The organism is Pectobacterium carotovorum (genome assembly GCA_016415585.1).
In the GTDB taxonomy this organism is placed as follows: Bacteria; Pseudomonadota; Gammaproteobacteria; order Enterobacterales; family Enterobacteriaceae; genus Pectobacterium; species Pectobacterium carotovorum_K.
In genome coordinates this window covers 1905533-1922041 of sequence record CP066552.1, presented here as the reverse complement: position 1 = coordinate 1922041, position 16509 = coordinate 1905533, and the positions used below count along the sequence as shown (strand labels likewise).

General features: G+C 53.7%; 15 protein-coding genes. 10 read left to right on the top strand and 5 right to left on the bottom strand.

Going from position 1 to position 16509, the window contains the following annotated elements; all coding sequences use genetic code 11:
- Positions 1-58 precede the first annotated feature (58 nt).
- Complete coding sequence (nfo, locus tag JFY74_08590; GenBank protein ID QQG30063.1) at positions 59-904, top strand: deoxyribonuclease IV; 846 nt, start codon at positions 59-61, stop codon at positions 902-904.
- Positions 905-1035: 131 nt separating this feature from the next.
- On the opposite strand, the gene fruA is transcribed toward nfo, so the two are convergent.
- Genes fruA through fruB form a run of 3 tightly spaced genes read right to left on the bottom strand, consistent with a single transcriptional unit; the run spans position 1036 to position 4814 of the window.
- A complete protein-coding gene (fruA, locus tag JFY74_08585) occupies positions 1036-2727 on the bottom strand; it encodes a PTS fructose transporter subunit IIBC (protein QQG30062.1) in 1692 nt (563 codons plus the stop codon).
- Between the two features lie 18 nt (positions 2728-2745).
- Complete coding sequence (fruK, locus tag JFY74_08580) at positions 2746-3684, bottom strand: 1-phosphofructokinase (GenBank protein ID QQG30061.1); 939 nt, start codon at positions 3682-3684, stop codon at positions 2746-2748.
- Positions 3681-4814, bottom strand: a complete 1134-nt coding sequence (fruB, locus tag JFY74_08575) for a fused PTS fructose transporter subunit IIA/HPr protein (GenBank protein QQG30060.1) — start codon at positions 4812-4814, stop codon at positions 3681-3683. Before fruB ends, fruK begins: the two co-directional genes overlap by 4 nt.
- 334 nt (positions 4815-5148) lie before the next feature.
- Here fruB and setB point away from each other — a divergent pair, with 334 nt between their 5' ends.
- Complete coding sequence (gene setB, locus JFY74_08570; GenBank protein QQG30059.1) at positions 5149-6327, top strand: sugar efflux transporter SetB; 1179 nt, start codon at positions 5149-5151, stop codon at positions 6325-6327.
- 10 nt (positions 6328-6337) lie between these two features.
- Here setB and JFY74_08565 read toward each other — a convergent pair whose 3' ends face one another.
- Positions 6338-6592, bottom strand: coding sequence for a YkgJ family cysteine cluster protein (locus tag JFY74_08565; GenBank protein ID QQG30058.1), 255 nt, complete (start codon positions 6590-6592; stop codon positions 6338-6340).
- Between the two features lie 162 nt (positions 6593-6754).
- Here JFY74_08565 and yeiP point away from each other — a divergent pair, with 162 nt between their 5' ends.
- The 4 genes from yeiP to mepS all read left to right on the top strand — a co-directional run bounded on the left by yeiP (position 6755) and on the right by mepS (position 10045).
- The gene (gene yeiP, locus JFY74_08560; GenBank protein QQG30057.1) at positions 6755-7327 is read left to right on the top strand and encodes an elongation factor P-like protein YeiP; all 573 of its coding nucleotides are present in this window, start codon (positions 6755-6757) and stop codon (positions 7325-7327) included.
- A gap of 87 nt (positions 7328-7414) precedes the next feature.
- Entirely contained in the window at positions 7415-8401 is a 987-nt protein-coding gene (locus JFY74_08555; protein QQG30056.1) for a GTP-binding protein, read from the top strand.
- Positions 8402-8439: 38 nt separating this feature from the next.
- Positions 8440-9141, top strand: coding sequence for a phosphatase PAP2 family protein (locus JFY74_08550; GenBank protein QQG30055.1), 702 nt, complete (start codon positions 8440-8442; stop codon positions 9139-9141).
- Between the two features lie 322 nt (positions 9142-9463).
- Positions 9464-10045 (top strand): bifunctional murein DD-endopeptidase/murein LD-carboxypeptidase, encoded by a 582-nt coding sequence (gene mepS, locus JFY74_08545; protein QQG30054.1) that lies wholly within the window; start codon positions 9464-9466, stop codon positions 10043-10045.
- A 219-nt stretch (positions 10046-10264) separates the two neighbouring features.
- Here mepS and JFY74_08540 read toward each other — a convergent pair whose 3' ends face one another.
- Entirely contained in the window at positions 10265-11155 is an 891-nt protein-coding gene (locus JFY74_08540) for a LysR family transcriptional regulator (GenBank protein ID QQG30053.1), read from the bottom strand.
- Positions 11156-11284: 129 nt separating this feature from the next.
- Between JFY74_08540 and JFY74_08535 the strand changes: the two genes are divergently transcribed.
- From JFY74_08535 to JFY74_08520, 4 genes are all read left to right on the top strand, one after another.
- Complete coding sequence (locus JFY74_08535; GenBank protein QQG30052.1) at positions 11285-12682, top strand: MFS transporter; 1398 nt, start codon at positions 11285-11287, stop codon at positions 12680-12682.
- Positions 12679-13302: a glutathione S-transferase family protein gene (locus JFY74_08530; protein ID QQG30051.1), complete on the top strand. Its 624-nt coding sequence runs from the start codon at positions 12679-12681 to the stop codon at positions 13300-13302. The genes JFY74_08535 and JFY74_08530 overlap by 4 nt, the downstream gene beginning before the upstream one ends.
- 98 nt (positions 13303-13400) lie before the next feature.
- Complete coding sequence (locus tag JFY74_08525; protein QQG30488.1) at positions 13401-14360, top strand: LLM class oxidoreductase; 960 nt, start codon at positions 13401-13403, stop codon at positions 14358-14360.
- A 338-nt stretch (positions 14361-14698) separates the two neighbouring features.
- Positions 14699-16507 carry an ABC transporter substrate-binding protein gene (locus JFY74_08520; protein QQG30050.1) on the top strand — a complete coding sequence of 603 codons (1809 nt, stop codon included), beginning with the start codon at positions 14699-14701 and terminating at the stop codon, positions 16505-16507.
- Positions 16508-16509 lie beyond the last annotated feature (2 nt).

Below are 16509 nucleotides of genomic sequence, written 5' to 3'. Positions count from 1 at the left end.
TTTACCTGTTAACGTATCATTAACCTGCATAATGTCTCCGTTATCAGAGGAGACCAACATGAAATACATCGGGGCGCACGTTAGCGCATCTGGCGGAGTCGATCAGGCCGTGATTCGCGCACATGAGATACAAGCGACGGCTTTCGCTTTATTTACCAAGAATCAGCGCCAATGGCAGGCCGCGCCGCTCAGTACAGAGGTCATCGACCGTTTTAAAACCGCCTGTGAGCAGTACGCCTATACGCCAGCACAGATTTTGCCCCACGATAGCTATCTGATTAATCTGGGTCACCCGGACGCCGAAGCGCTGGATAAATCTCGCAGCGCGTTTATTGATGAAATGTCCCGCTGCCAGCAGCTTGGGCTAAGCCTGCTGAATTTTCACCCCGGCAGCCATCTGAAACAGATAGAGGAAGCGGACTGCCTTGCACGTATCGCCGAGTCTATCAATATCGCGCTGGCGGAAACGGATGGCGTCACCGCCGTGATTGAGAATACCGCCGGGCAAGGCAGTAATTTGGGTTTCCGCTTTGAGCATCTGGCAGCCATCATCGACGGCGTAGAAGATAAAAGCCGCGTCGGCGCCTGTATCGATACCTGCCATGCTTTCGCCGGTGGTTATGACCTGCGGACGGAAGCCGATTGCGAAGCCACTTTCGCTGAATTCGATCGCATTGTTGGGTTTCGCTATCTGCGCGGAATGCATTTAAATGATGCCAAAAGCGCGTTCGCCAGCCGTGTTGACCGACACCATAGCCTGGGGGAGGGCAATATCGGCAAAACCGCTTTCAGCTATATCATGAAAGATGCCCGCTTTGATGGTATCCCGATGATTCTGGAAACGATCAATCCCGATATCTGGGCCGACGAAATCGCCTGGCTCAAGTCCGAAGCACAGTGCTAGTTAACTTCTTGACTCCATAATAGTAAAAAGCGCCAGTTGGTTTACCCAACTGGCGCTATCTCATCCACATCCTTGTGTTATGGCATTACTTTTTATTCACGACGCCGTTTCCTGCATCGTAAAAGTCAAACTTACGCGACTTTCGCCAGTTGTTCATCAGAGCGTTTCAGCAGCGCGTACAGCACGCCAGCCACTGCGGTTCCCGCAATGATCGCTAACAGGTAGCCAATAACTGGGGTAATCGCGCCAGGAATCAACAGCACGAACAGACCACCGTGTGGTGCCATCAGCTTAGCGCCCACCGCCATCGACAGCGCACCAGTCAGTGCGCCACCGATGATGCAGCAAGGCAGAACGCGCATTGGATCACGCGCCGCATAAGGAATCGCCCCTTCGGAAATAAAGCACAGGCCCAATACAAACGCCGCTTTACCGCCTTCACGCTCGGTCGGGTTGAATTTCTTGCTTGCCAGCACGGTCGCCAGACCCATTGCCAGCGGTGGCACCATACCGGCAGCCATAACGGCGGCCATCGGTGCGTAAATCTGGCTACTGAGCAAGGTCGTACCGAAGACGTAAGCCACCTTGTTAACCGGCCCGCCCATATCCGTACACATCATCGCACCCAGGATCGCACCCAGAATCACCGCATTCGCCGTGCCCATGGATTGCAGCCAGCCTGTCAGGCCAGTCAGGATTTTCGCCACTGGCGTACCAACGACGTAAATCATGATAAGACCGGTGATCAACGTAGCGAACAGCGGAATAATCAGGATCGGTTTTAGCGCAGTCAAACTTTGCGGCAAAATCAGTTTATTGTTGATCGCTCTGGCAATATAACCTGCCAGGAAACCGGCAATGATCCCACCAAGGAAGCCCGCTCCCGTACTCACCGCTAACATCCCGCCAACCAGACCCGGCGTTAAGCCCGGACGATCCGCAATGGAGAATGCGATGTAGCCCGCCAGCACTGGCACCATCAGCGCAAAGGCAGAGCCGCCGCCGATCTTCATCAGCGCCGCTGCCAGCGTACCTTCCTGTTTAAAGGCTTCAATACCAAAGACAAACGACAGCGCGATACACAGACCGCCCGCCACCACCATCGGCAGCATGTAAGACACGCCGGTCAACAGGTGACGATACGGGCCTGCTCCGCCCTTCTGGCCAGACTCGCTAGCGCTTGACGCACTGGCTTGCCCGGATGGCTGATACACTTTAGCTTCAGCCTGCGCTTTATCTAACTCCTGCGCCGTTTTCTTCAGTGCCAGTCCGGTCGAGGTGCGATACATTTTCTTACCGGCAAACTTCGCCAGATCGACTTCAATGTCCGCAGCAACGATCACCAGATCGGCCTGTTCTACTTCTTCTGGGGTAATCGCGTTACCCGCGCCAACGGAGCCACGCGTTTCCACTTTGACCCACCAGCCGCGTTTTTTCGCTTCGCTTTCAATCGCTTCTGCCGCCATAAACGTGTGCGCGACACCCGTCGGGCACGCCGTTATTGCAACAATACGTTTGGCAGCCGCAGGCTGCTGAACAGGAGCTGACGCCGCAGCCTGATAGACCGTGGCTTCAGCCTGCGCTTTCGCCAAGAAGGCGTCCGGCTGCGAAACAGCCAGTTCGATATCACCGACATAAACCTGCTTGCCATTCAGTGCGCTATCCGCCGCAGCGGACGCACCCAGAACGATCGCCAGTTCAGCGTCGTTAGCTTGTTCTGTAAACGTCACCCCTGCTTTCGCAGCGGCAGCGCCGAGTAGGTTCTTCACCAGTTGGCTTCTCGCCAGGCCCAGTGATTTATCCAAAATCAGCAGCGTTTTCATTGTTTATCTCCTGCTGTATCAGTTAAAGGGTTTGAGGTCGACACGCGCCATCATTGCGGCCAACTGAGGACGATCGGTAATACCAACATTACTTTGGCTGACGGCCAGCGCTGAAACCGCCGTAGCCAAACGCAGAGTGTGCTCACTGGACTCACGCATTAATAAGCCATAAATCAACCCCCCAACCATGGAGTCGCCCGCACCTACCGTACTTACCACATCACAGGCCGGTGGCAATGCCCGCCACGCACCCGATGCATTCACCCACAGCGCGCCTTCCGCACCCAGTGAGATCACAACATGCGCGATACCCTGCTCACGCAGCGCGTGGGCGGCATCTACCACATCAGCCAGCGTAGGTAATTTACGCCCAGCCCATATCTCCAGCTCCCGGCGGTTTGGTTTCACCAACCAAGGAGAGGCTTTCAGTCCCGCCACCAGCGCTTCACGGCTGCTGTCGAAAATAATGCAAGGACACTGCGTGCGCAGACGCGACATCCAGTCGGTAAACGCATCAGGATCGACGCCAGCAGGCAAGCTGCCGCTCACCGCAACCATGTCGAACTGCCCAAGCCAGCTCAGCGAATCATTGACAAAACGCTGCCAGTCCTGCTGTGTCACTTCAAAACCGGAAAAGTTGAAGTCGGTTACGTCGCCATCTTTTTCGGTTAATTTGACATTAATACGCGTACGTCCTGGCACAACCTGGAAACGGTTGGCAATGCCCAGCTCGCTGAACAATTGCTGAAAACCATCCTGATTGTCTTTACCCAGAAAGCCACCTACCGTGACATCAATCCCGAGATCTTTCAGCACCTTGGCAACGTTGATACCTTTGCCTGCGGCGTGCAGACCCGCTGTCTGAACCAGATTGACTTCGCCTTTCTCAACTTCCGGGCAATAGCCAACCAGGTCATAAGCTGGATTCAGGGTGATTGTGGCTACTCTCCTGCTCATGCTGCCCCCTCGCCCAAACCGGACGTAATCGCCTCGCCAATCGCGACAAGTGCTTGTTCCGCATCGCTACCGCTGGCGGTGAAGCGCAGTTTGTGACCTTTCTTCACGCCCAGCGCGACGACTTTCATCAGGCTGCGGCCATTTGCCGGTTTGCCTGTGCCATCCAGATTGGTGACGGTAATCTCACTGGTGAACTGCTTGATCACGTTCACCAGCATCGTTCCCGGACGCGCGTGCAGGCCGTGTTCGTTGCGAATGGTAAATTCTGCCGTCAGCACTTCGCTTTCTTCCGGTACGTCGCTGGTCAGTAAAGCCAGCAGCGTCGGTGCATCAGCCGTCAGCAGACGTTCCGCTTTTTGTGCAATCAGCAGGTTGCTCAGGTAATCGATCGGCGCAAAAGCCTGATCGTCAGCCGCAGCCACCGTCACCAGTAAGGCCACGTTTTCACCGTCAACGCTGAAAGGCGTAGCCGGACGCGCCACTGCCGCCGCGCTGCTGAGGTTGCCGACAGCGCTATCGCTGAACCACACACCTTGCCCCAGATTCAGCGGCTTGTTGCTGACTGCGGAGCTGACGAAGCTGGCGTCTGCTGCACCGACCTGCTGAAGACGACCCGCGTTCAGCGCCTGAAGCGTCAGCAGGTTATCGGTCGCCACGTCCAGCGCAATCAGCGAGGTATCAAAGTGGAACTCCGCCAGTTGCTGCTCGCCCATCAGCAGGCTACGCAGTTCTTCTGCTGAAGTTGTACTTGCCAGACGTGCCGCGACGCGATCGTCACTCAGGACGTGAGTCAGCTGACGCAGCAACGCAAGGTGTTCATCAGAACGGGCTGCAATCCCCAACACCACGTAGGCGGTTTGATCTTCACCCCAGGAAATACCCTGGGGAAACTGAAATACTTGAACCCCGGTCTTCAATACCAGATCGCGGGTATCGGTTGTGCCGTGAGGGATAGCAATGCCGCTTCCCAAATAGGTGGATGTTTGCTGTTCGCGCTGTAGCATGCCGTCGACATACCCTGCGTTAACGCACCCGGCCTCGGTCAGTGCTGAAGCAACAAGCTGGATAGCTTCCTGCTTAGTGCTGGCCGCTGCGCCCAAATGAATATCTTGCTGTGACAACTGGAACATGGCACTCCTCTCTTGCTGAAAGTTGAATCGTTTCAGCTTTTATGAGAAAAAAATGTGTCGATTGTTAGGGCGTTTCAAAAAAAATTCCGCTGAAACGTTTCAAAAGTCTCATTCTATTACGCCATTTATGCAAGCTTTCTGCGCTGCTGACGTAACAGAATTTTGACATCACGCACATTTTAACGTGGATGACGCGCAGCCCGCCAACAAAAATCACCCAATGGCTGAAGCCGTGCTGACGAAAAATAATGAAACAAGATTTCTGTTTCATTATAAACCCGAGTACTATGTCGCGCTCGACAGCCTCTGCCTATTTTCCAAGCGCTATCAATTTATGTTCACTCCTGCAAACACAACGCGACGTCCGCTTGACCTGACATCGTCAGCATTTTTAGTTATAGCCTTCTTGACCGGAACGGCCGGTGCCCTGCAACTTCCTACGCTCAGCCTCTTTCTTTCCAGCGAAGTACAGGCTCGTCCTTTCTTAGTCGGGATGTTTTATACCGGCAGCGCGGTTATCGGCATTGTCGTCAGCCAAATGCTGGCTACGCGTTCGGACCGTCAGGGCGATCGCAAATCACTGATCTTCGTCTGCTGCCTGCTGGGCGCACTGGCCTGCATGCTGTTTGCATGGAACCGTAACTACTTTATTCTGCTCTTTATCGGCGTATTGCTGAGCAGCTTCGGCTCGACCGCGAACCCACAGCTTTTTGCACTGGCGCGGGAGCACGCGGATAAAACCGGTCGTGAAGCGGCGATGTTCAGCTCCATCCTCCGCGCGCAAATTTCTCTCGCCTGGGTTGTCGGCCCGCCTATCGCCTTTGCGCTGGCACTGGGATTTGGCTTCACGACGATGTACCTGACCGCCGCTGTCGTCTTTATCTTGTGCGGCATTCTGGTCAAACTCTTTCTGCCTTCCATGCCCAAAGCCGTGGAAAAGACCACTTCCACGCTGGAATCACCGCGCCGCAACCGTCGGGACACGCTCTTGCTATTCGTAGCCTGTACCTTGATGTGGACCTGCAACGGCATTTACCTCATTAATATGCCGCTGTATCTGGTGCATGAACTGCATCTGCCGGAAAAGCTGGCAGGTATCATGATGGGTGTGGCCGCAGGGTTGGAAATTCCGGTGATGCTGATTGCGGGTTACGTTGCCAAACGCTTCGGTAAACGTTTCCTGATGCGGCTTGCCGTTGCCTCTGGTTTGCTGTTCTTCGGCGGCTTACTGGTTCTTGATGGCGAAATAGCGCTGCTGGCGTTACAGGTACTGAACGCGATCTTTATTGGCATTCTGGCTGGAATCGGCATGCTTTACTTTCAGGACTTGATGCCCGGACAGGCAGGCGCGGCCACCACGCTATTTACCAATACAACACGCGTTGGTTGGATCATCTCCGGCTCACTGGCTGGAATTGTTGCTGAAATTTGGAACTATCACGCCGTCTTCTTCTTCGCGCTGCTGATGATCGTTGGTTCTATCTATTGTATGTGGCGCATCAAAGACGCCTGATCGCCGCGCGTTAAGGGGCGGTGTCGGCTTCCAGTTTGAGCAGATAAATCATCGCCTCATCACGATGGCTGAAACACATATCGGCGCGCGGCTTCAGCCCCGCGCAAACCGCAGGCCGCAGTGGGGAATGAAACAGCCCGCAGCGCATCGCGTCATCAAGATGAATACAGGGCGTGTTTGCAGGTTTGCCGTGCGGCAGACCCGGCATCGGCGTTGAAATCGATGCCGCGATACAGCAGGCACCGCAATGGGGGCGACAGTCCATCAGCAGGCACTCCGGTGGGCTGACAAGAAGTAGAGCGCGCCACCATAACAGCCCTTCTACCAAAAACCAATATAAGACCACGTATCTTATGCTTGCCTGAATTCTCCGGCGCGAGTAACGTGTCGCCACAAAAATCACACTCCTTTATAGCAGGTAATTTTTATGGCAAGAGCGAACGAGATTAAACGCGGAATGGTCGTTAACTATAACGACAAGTTATTGTTGGTAAAGGACATCGACGTCCAGAGCCCTAGCGCCCGCGGAGCCAGCACGCTGTACAAAATGCGTTTTTCTGATGTCCGCACGGGTTTGAAAGTGGAAGAGCGTTTTAAGGGCGACGACATTATCGATACCATCACACTGACGCGCCGCACGGTTACTTTTTCCTATATTGACGGCGATGAGTATGTCTTTATGGATGATGAGGACTACACTCCTTACCTCTTCAAAAAAGATCAAATAGAAGAAGAGCTGCTGTTTATCCCTGAAGGCGGCATGCCGGGGATTCAGGTATTGAGCTGGGACGGCCAAATCATCGCGCTGGAACTGCCACAAACGGTCGATCTGGAAATTGTTGAGACGGCACCGGGCATTAAAGGTGCTTCAGCCAGTTCGCGCAACAAACCTGCGACCATGAGCACTGGTCTGGTTATCCCTGTTCCAGAATATCTGAGTGCAGGTGAAAAGATCCGCATTCATATTCCAGAACGTCGCTACATGGGTCGCGCAGACTAACAGTCTACATTGTGCTTTCCGCACAATACTTGTCGCCGGATGACCAATCCGGCACACGTCACCCCTCCCCCGCATTAGGAGCCTGCCATGCTAACGAAAGTCAATTTGATTACGGGATTTCTGGGTAGTGGAAAAACCACCACGATTCGTCATCTTCTATCGCAAAAGCCTGAAGACGAAGTCTGGGCGGTGCTGGTCAATGAATTCGGCGAAGTGGGCATTGACGGTGCGTTACTGGCGGACAGTGGTGCCGTCCTGAAAGAAATTCCCGGCGGCTGCATGTGCTGCGTGAACGGCTTGCCGATGCAGGTTGGCCTGAATATGCTGCTGCAACAGAAAAAGCCTCATCGGTTGCTCATCGAACCCACGGGGCTCGGCCACCCGAAACAAATTCTCTCCTTGCTGACGAGTGATATTTATCAGCCCTGGCTGACATTACAGGCTACGCTGTGCCTACTGGATGCACGTCAGCTAAGCGAGACCCGTTACACGGAAAATGAGAACTTCCGCGATCAGCTTGCCGCCGCTGACATTATTATCGCCAACAAGCGCGATACTTATACCGCCGACGATCTCGCTGCTTTGCAGCAGTGGCAGCAGGCAAGCGGTGATGGTCGACAAGTTATCGAGGCCAGTCAGGGAAACGTTGATCGGCAACAACTTGATCAGTCTCGACACAACATACGTGAACTGCCGGATGGCACCCACCACCACTCGCATAAGCCAACAAATGGCTTGGCCGCACTGCAATTACCGGGTGGACAACCCTGGCGCCGCTCTCTCAATCAGGGACAGGGCTACCACGCCTGCGGCTGGATATTCGCACCTGAAACCGCTTTTGATACCGCCGCGCTGCTGGACTGGGTCCGCCTGTCTCCCGTGAGTCGGGTTAAAGGGGTAATGCGTATAAAGGAAGGAACGCTCGTCGTGAACCGTCAGGGACACGATCTTCATATAGAAACCCGATCGGCGGCACCGATTGATAGCCGTATCGAAGTCATTAATGAAACACCAGCAGAATGGAATACGTTACAAGCCTCGTTGTTAAAGGCTCGTTTAGCTAACGTAGAGTAAACTGGAGTTTTTTCGTCTTTGTTTGGATGTTTTGCCTTATGTCATTTGCTCGTTTTTCTTCTATTTTAATGCTCAATGTATTGGGCATCGGCCTGTTTTTATCCTGGTATCTACCGGAAAATCATGGTTTTTGGCTCACGATCGACAGCCATATCTTTTTCTATTTCAACCGCCTCTTGGTTGATAGCCCGACGTTTTTACATCTGGTTGCTATTACGAATAACCGCGCGTTTGACGGCTGTGCGCTCGTTGCGATGGGGTTGCTGTACCTGTCGTTTTATCTAAAAGCTACGCCCACAGAACGTCGACGTTTGTTGATCCTCGGTGTTGTCATGCTGTTAACCGCCGTCGTGCTGAATCAGGCAGGACATTTATTACCGGTGCAACACGCCAGCCCGACCCTCTATTTTAGTGACGTCAACCGCGTTTCAGATTTAACTGGTATTCCAACCAAAGATGCTTCATCGGACAGCTTCCCCGGCGACCACGGCATGATGCTGATGATCTTTGCTGCGTTTATGCTGCGTTATTTTACCCGCACCGCTTTCGCTATCGGTCTGGCCATCATGGTGATTTTCTCATTGCCTCGCATCATGATTGGTGCACATTGGTTTACCGATATTGCCGTCGGTTCGCTCTCTGTTGTTCTGGTCGGACTGAGCTGGTGGCTATTAACGCCAGCAAGCGATGCCGCTATTGCCCTGTTAAACCGACTATTACCTAAAAAATCGACAGTATAAATTCACATGATTTCAGATTTTTTACATCGACATTTTTTAGCTGAACACATCATTAAATCTTATAAATAAAATAGTTAAAACTGCTCGCAATCCTGCTGCTGTTACGGTAGTCTCGTTCAAGTTTGCTTTTTAGCGCACACTGAACTAGCGGCGGCAAGAGAAATAATGTGCATTCCGGCACACTTTCGCCGATGAGTGTTTGGCTAAGAAGAAACTCTGATTTAGTCTGAGTCTCGTTTTCGTTTGGCATTTATACCCCAATGAAATGGGGATACTACATAGCGATATTTATCGTTAAGGACAGCAAGGGAACATAACAACAATGGTCAAGTCTCAACCGATTCTGAGATATATCTGGCGGGCAGTGCCTGCCATCGCGGTAGCAATGATGCTCTCCGCCTGTGGAAGTAATAGTGCATACAACAATAAAGCTCAAACTGATATGCATGCAGTTAATGATAAAGATGGTCTTTTACTGCAAGCCTCTCAGGATGAATTTGAAGCACTGGTTCGTAACGTAGACATCAAGTCCAAGTTACTTAACCAATATGCCAGTTGGAAAGGTGTTCGTTACCGTTTAGGCGGTGATAGTCGCCGTGGCATTGACTGCTCAGCTTTCGTTCAGCGCACCTTCCGCGAACAGTTTGGTATGGATTTACCGCGTTCAACCTATGAACAGCAAGAGATGGGCCAGCAAATTCAGCGCAGCAAATTGCGCGTTGGCGATCTGGTTCTGTTCCGTGCAGGTTCAACCGGCCGCCACGTTGGCATTTATCTCGGCAACGATCAGTTTGTCCACGCGTCAACCAGCAGTGGTGTCATCATTTCTAAAATGACCGAAGACTACTGGAATAAGCGTTATCAGGAAGGACGCCGTGTCCTGAGTAAAGGAAAAACCAGCTAAACAATATCGCTCCCTTGCTGTGATATTGTTTTGTTAGTAAAAGAACTTTGCTGTTAGCCAACGAAACCAGACGACATCAACGCTGCTTATCACCATAAGTGGCGTTTTTTATTTCACCATGACCCAGTTCCGAAATTCGCTCGACTCTATCTGGACTTGCCCCAGCAGGATTATCAAAATCTTAGGGTGATACCTGACCACACTGTCGGGCGGATTGCGTCATGCAATGCCCAGTACTTCTTCCAAGATCCAGTCCACAAACGCCTTGACCTCTTGCCGCTGCATGGCACCCGGTTTCGTCACCACATAATAGGCGAACCGCGCGGGCCACGGCTTGTCGAGCACCTGCACCAAGCGCCCCGCAGCAATTTCATCTTCCGCATACTCTAACGGCACTAACGCGAGTCCCTGGCCAGCTTCCGCCGCACGAATCAACAGGAAGTCATCCTCAAACGCTGTTCCTCGCTCGGCGCGAGGGTCTTCGGCAACCCCATGCGCTGCAAGCCAAAGCGGCCAGTCTGCACGATCGCTATCGTGTAACAACGGGTAAGCCAGGCAATCTTCAGGTTCTTTGAGTGTCGCATCCGTAGTAACCAATCCAGGGCAAGCCACCGGCACCAGTACAGGTGCCATCAGCCGGGTAACATCCAGACCTGGGTAGACCCCCAACCCATGCCGCAGTGCTACATCGACACGATCTCGCCGCATGTCTACGACGGCCGAGGTCGCCTCGACCCTTACCTCAATGTGCGGATAGCGATGGTTGAATCGGCCCAAACGCGGCACTAGCCATGATGCCGCAAAAGTGGCAACCGTGCTGACTGTCAGGGTCTGGCGGGCCTTAATCTGATCTAAAGTCTGCACAGCCTTTTCGATTTGCTCAAAAGCCTGAAGCAGCGAGGGATGAACATCAGCCCCCGCCTCAGTGAGCCGCAGCCCCTGCCGCTCTCGTGTGAAAAGCACCACCCCAACCCGCTCTTCCAGCACCCGAATCTGTTGGCTAACTGCGCCAGACGTTACGTTCAGTGCTTCAGCAGCAGCCTTGATGCTACCTCGCTGCCCAACCTCAACAAAGGTGCGCAACGCCAACAGTGGGAGCGATATTGTCATCAGATTTAGTTTTCCTAAATTTCAATAGAAGAAATGATCGTTTCCGATAACGGAGATTAGCGCCCATCATACCGACTGTTTAGAAGTAATAGATAGATTTAGATAAAGTATATTAACTTTGGAGATTATATGAACAATCCACGCTGGCGACTTTGCCTGATTCTGCTTTGCACGACGCAGTTCGTCGCCTTACTCGACTTCTCCATCACCATGATTCCCTTGCCGCAGATTCAGGACAGCCTAGGCTTCACGCCGGGCGCCTTGCAGTGGGTCATTAATGCCTATGGCGTAGCCATTGCAGGGTTCCTACTGCTGGGTGGGCGTGCCGCCGATATGTTTGGCCGTCGGCGCATGTTCCTGACTGGGCTGGCAATCTTTACTGTCGGTTCTTTGCTCGGCGGTTTCTCACAGAGCCCTATGATGCTGATCGCCACCCGCGCCTTACAGGGATTTGGCGCCGCATTGTTTTCACCCTCTGCATTTTCATTACTTCTGGCAGTGTTTCCCGAACAGAAGCAGCGTAACCGTGCGCTTGGGGCCTGGACAGCCGTAGCTGCCAGTGGGTTTGTCGCGGGTCTGATTCTGGGCGGCATCATTACCGACCTGATGGGCTGGCGCTGGGTGTTGTGGATCAACGTCCCTGTCGGCCTGTTAGTCATCGCCTTGGCTGGTGCCCTACCACATGGTAAGCCCGAGACCAAGACAGTAGCCCGACAATTGGACATTGGCGGTGCGCTGTTGGTCGTCGCAGGTGCCGCAACACTGGTTTATGCCTTTGCCAATAGCGAACATGTCGGTCTGTCTTCTCCTGTCACATTCGGGCTAATCGGTCTGGCTCTGGCATTGCTGGCGCTGTTCATCTGGGTGGAAAGTAAGGTTGAGACTCCGTTGATGCCTCTCTCTATCTTCTGGCGGCGTATGACGGGCGGTGCCAATCTGGTGTCACTGCTAGCGAATACCGCTCTAGGCCCGACCTTCGTGGTCATTGCGCTCTACATGCAGGAGATCCTAGGCTTCACTGCCACGCAGACAGGGCTGGGGCTGCTCCCGATGGCAACAGCCTTCACGCTGGCCAGTGCCTGGGGTGGCCCTGCACTGATCGCCAGAATGGACACCAAACCCGTCATTCTGGGCGGCCTGACGTTGTTCATCGGCGGGCTAGCTTTGCTGGGCGCATCACTGGCGTCTGATGCCTCATGGAGCACATCCATCCTGCCCGGCACCCTGCTGGCTGGCATCGGTTACGGTATCGCGTTCCCCGCTTGGACGGTGGCTGGTATCGAAGGGATTGATGCCGTCGATCACGGTGTAGCTGGCGGCATGCTCACGACAACACAAGAGGTCGGTTCCGCCATCGGATTGGCAGTTGGCGTCGCAGTCAGCATCGCGGTACTCGCTAATGGGGGCAGCGCTGCGCAAGGCTTCAGCTATGCCGTCTTAGTGTCTGCTAGCTTGGTAGTGGTCGGTTTAGCCTGCGCGGCGCTTGTCCTGCCGAGTAAGACGGCCGTTGTGGAGATCGCACGATGATTCAGCTTTACACCGACAGCTCGCCCAACGGCTTCAAGATCACCATTGCTTTGGAAGAACTAGGCTTACCGTACACCTTGCACCACATCCACATCGACAATGGGGAACATAGGCAACCCGAGTTCCTGCGTCTCAATCCGCACGGGCGCATTCCTGTGATCAAAGACGATGAGACGGGAATCACAGTGTTCGAGTCAGCAGCCATCCTACTGTACTTGGCAGAGAAAACGGGGCAGCTACTTCCGGCAGAGCCCAAGAAACGCTGGGAGGCCATCCAATGGCTGGTGTTTCACGCGGCAAGCGTTGGGCCGATCCTAGGTCAGTGGGTGCATTTTGAGCTGTTCGCCCAAGATAGGCAGCCCGCCAACATCGCACGCTATCGTCACCTGACCCATGACGCGTTTGCCACATTAGATGCCCGACTGGCCGAACACCCTTATCTGGCTGGCGATGACTATTCCATCGCAGATATCGCCCACTTCGGTTGGACGCACATTGCGCGAGTCATCGATTTTGACTTCAGTGCATATCGGCACCTGACTGACTGGCATGAGCGTGTGGCGGCAAGACCCGCCGTGCGCAAGGGCATCACGCTCCCCGCCCCCGCAACGGGCGCATGAATCAGAGACTACGCAAGGATATACTAATCATGACTGCTATCCAGGTTTCAGGCGGTGCTTCTTTTGCCGCGTTTTCCACACATCCGGGTTATCGGCGGATGTTCACTCCTGACCGATTGACCATCGGAATCTTCTTGCCGCTACGCTTCTACAAAGGCGACATGCGTGTGTTGGCTGGGCAAGCGGATCTGGTGACGGACATCGACCGTCGCGGCTTCGCCGCCGTATGGGTGCGCGATGTGCCGCTGTTTGACCCGTCATTCGGCGATGCAGGACAGGTATTCGATCCTTTCACCTATCTGGCTTTCCTTGCAGCAAAAACGAAGAGGGTTGCGCTGGCAACGGGCAGCGCAGTCTTTTCCCTACGTCATCCGATCGACCTAGCCAAGGCATCTACGACCATCGACCAGCTATCGGGTGGCAGATTGGTGATGGGCATCGCCTCCGGTGACCGAGCCAGCGAGTTTCCCGCGTATGGACTAGAACATAGTGAGCGCGGCGAACGGTTTTCGCAGACAGTGGCGTACTTTCGCCAGTTGATGCAAGCGGCCACCCCGTCTATTGATTCGCCTCTGGGCCGAATCGACGGTGCAGAGTTCTTACCCAAGCCCACCACTGGCGCAATTCCGCTAATCGTCACCAGTTCGTCCGGCCAGTCCCTAGCATGGATCGCCGATCATGCAGATGGCTGGCTGACCTATCCCGAAGCTACACACAACCGTCAGGGGCCACAACGCCTGGCAGAAAAGATCCGAGCCTGGCGCAACCTGATTCCCGATGGTGGATTCCGGCCGCACATGACCAACGAATGGCTAGACTTGGTAGACGACCCCGATCACCCGCGCACCCCATTGCGTGGTGGCTATGTTTTGCGCACGGGACGTAAAGGTCTCATCGCTTTGCTGGAGGAATGGCAGCAAGCAGGTGTCAACCATGCTGCGCTGGGTATTCAGTTCTCGGAGCGGCCAGCCGCGGAGGTCATTCAAGAGTTGGCTGAGGACGTACTACCACATTTCCCATCACACGAGGAGTCGCCAGTGCTCGCGGCGCCTTGGTGATAACCTGAATGAGGGGCCTTGCGTGCCCCTCAAACTGACTTTTATATGCAGCACCCTCTGATTTGAAGCCCCTCGAATACCTCTCCCCCTCCCCTTCTGCGGCATACTGCGCAAAATATGACTGACTCAACAACCTGAAACATTAACAGGCCGTGATTAAGGTAGGTTTATCACCTGATTTCATGATAAAAAGAAAACACGCAGCTTCCCGATGGGAATGTTAATTATTTCAAGAACTTTATGCCGAGGAAATCGGCATTGTTGATGTTACGGTATGGCATGTCTGCATCAGACAACGCCCAACCAGATAACGTCCACTCGCAGGAGATTACCGTCAGATGTTAAAACGCGTTATCGCTGCCGTATTGCTTTGCACGGCCCATTTTGGGGCGCATGCCGAGACGACTGAGAACAGCACCAGCTTTGCACTCTTGGGTGAACCCAAATATGCCGAGAACTTCAGCCATTTTGATTACGTCAATCCTGATGCTCCCAAAGGCGGTAGCATCACTCTCAGCTCACTGGGTACCTTTGACAATTTCAACCGTTACGCGCTACGTGGCGTGGCAGCGGCACGTACTGAACGCCTCTACGATTCGCTCTTTGTTTCCTCTGATGACGAACCCGGCAGCTATTATCCGCTGGTCGCCCTGACAACACGCCATTCGGCGGATTTCCGCTGGATTGAAATCGAGATGAATCCCAAAGCCCGCTTTCATGACGGCTCACCAATCACGGCAGCTGACGTCGCGTTTACCTACAATATGTTCATGACGCAGGGCGTGCCGCAGTTTCGCATCTACTTTAAAGATGTCACCGCCAAGGCCGTTGCACCGCTGACTGTGCGCTTCGATTTTCCCGTATCCGACAAAAACCGCATATTCAGTCTGATGACATTGCCCATCATGCCAGAGAAATTCTGGAAGAATCATAAACTCAGCGATCCGCTATCGTATCCACCTCCGGCCAGCGGCCCTTACCGCATCACCGCCTATCGTACCGGCCAATATGTCACCTATTCACGCGTGAAAGACTATTGGGGGGCCGACTTGCCAGTAAATAAAGGCCAGTACAATTTCGATAAAATCCGCTACGACTACTATCTCGACGACAGCGTTGCGCTGGAAGCCTTTAAAGCTGGAGCTTTCGACCTGCGTGAAGAAGGTTCGCCAAAGCATTGGGCGACGCAATATCAGGGCGGCAACTTTGCGCGCGGCTACATCATCAAACAGGATCAGGTCAACCAATCCGCTCAGGATACGCGCTGGCTGGCATTCAATATCCAGCGACCGCTGTTTCAGGATCGCCGAGTTCGTCAGGCGTTAGCACTGGCATTTGACTTCAACTGGATGAACAAAGCGCTGTATTACAACGCCTATCAACGTACCGACAGCTATTTCCAGAATACGGAGTATGCTGCTAAAGGCGAACCCAGTGCAGAGGAACTGGCATGGCTGACGCCGCTGAAGGACAAGGTGCCAGCCGAGGTTTTTGGCCCCAGTTATCAACCGCCCTCCTCCGACGGAAGCGGCTATGATCGGCAAAACTGGCTAAAGGCACTCAAGCTGCTAGAAGAGGCTGGCTGGGAATTGAAAGATCAAAAGTTGGTCAATAGCAAAACCGGACAGCCGTTTACCTTTGAACTGCTATTGCCCAGTGCTGGCAACTCGCAGTATGTCCTGCCCTTTCAGCAGAGCCTGAAAAAGCTGGGCATCACCATGAACGTACGTAACATCGACAGCACGCAGTTCAACAACCGTATCCGTAAGCGGGATTTTGACATGACGGCTACGGTGTACAGCGCGTTTCTTTACCCCAGTGCCGACCTGCAAATCCGCTGGAGCTCGCAGTATATCGATTCGACCTACAACAGACCGGGCGTCAGCGATCCCGCGATTGATTCTCTCATCGAGGAAATCGTTAAGCATCAAGGGCAGAAAGTCCCCCTGCTGTCATTAGGCCGCGCGCTGGACAGGGTCTTGACCTGGAATCAGCTCATGATCCCGATGTGGTATTCCAATCATGACCGTTTCGCCTATTGGAACAAGTTTGCCATGCCTGCTGTACGCCCAGCCTATTCGCTTGGTTTTGATGGCTGGTGGTTCGATACCAAACAGGCGGCTACGCTGCCCGCAGAGCGACGTTAAGG

Coding starts and splice junctions, on each gene's coding strand:
- JFY74_08535 (QQG30052.1), top strand. CDS start 11,285: ATGAACAATCCACGCTGGCGACTTTGCCTGATTCTGCTTTGCACGACG.
- nfo (QQG30063.1), top strand. CDS start 59: ATGAAATACATCGGGGCGCACGTTAGCGCATCTGGCGGAGTCGATCAG.
- JFY74_08565 (QQG30058.1), bottom strand. CDS start 6,592: ATGGACTGTCGCCCCCATTGCGGTGCCTGCTGTATCGCGGCATCGATT.
- setB (QQG30059.1), top strand. CDS start 5,149: ATGTTCACTCCTGCAAACACAACGCGACGTCCGCTTGACCTGACATCG.
- JFY74_08540 (QQG30053.1), bottom strand. CDS start 11,155: ATGACAATATCGCTCCCACTGTTGGCGTTGCGCACCTTTGTTGAGGTT.
- JFY74_08520 (QQG30050.1), top strand. CDS start 14,699: ATGTTAAAACGCGTTATCGCTGCCGTATTGCTTTGCACGGCCCATTTT.
- JFY74_08555 (QQG30056.1), top strand. CDS start 7,415: ATGCTAACGAAAGTCAATTTGATTACGGGATTTCTGGGTAGTGGAAAA.
- JFY74_08550 (QQG30055.1), top strand. CDS start 8,440: ATGTCATTTGCTCGTTTTTCTTCTATTTTAATGCTCAATGTATTGGGC.
- yeiP (QQG30057.1), top strand. CDS start 6,755: ATGGCAAGAGCGAACGAGATTAAACGCGGAATGGTCGTTAACTATAAC.
- mepS (QQG30054.1), top strand. CDS start 9,464: ATGGTCAAGTCTCAACCGATTCTGAGATATATCTGGCGGGCAGTGCCT.
- fruK (QQG30061.1), bottom strand. CDS start 3,684: ATGAGCAGGAGAGTAGCCACAATCACCCTGAATCCAGCTTATGACCTG.
- JFY74_08525 (QQG30488.1), top strand. CDS start 13,401: ATGTTCACTCCTGACCGATTGACCATCGGAATCTTCTTGCCGCTACGC.
- fruA (QQG30062.1), bottom strand. CDS start 2,727: ATGAAAACGCTGCTGATTTTGGATAAATCACTGGGCCTGGCGAGAAGC.
- fruB (QQG30060.1), bottom strand. CDS start 4,814: ATGTTCCAGTTGTCACAGCAAGATATTCATTTGGGCGCAGCGGCCAGC.
- JFY74_08530 (QQG30051.1), top strand. CDS start 12,679: ATGATTCAGCTTTACACCGACAGCTCGCCCAACGGCTTCAAGATCACC.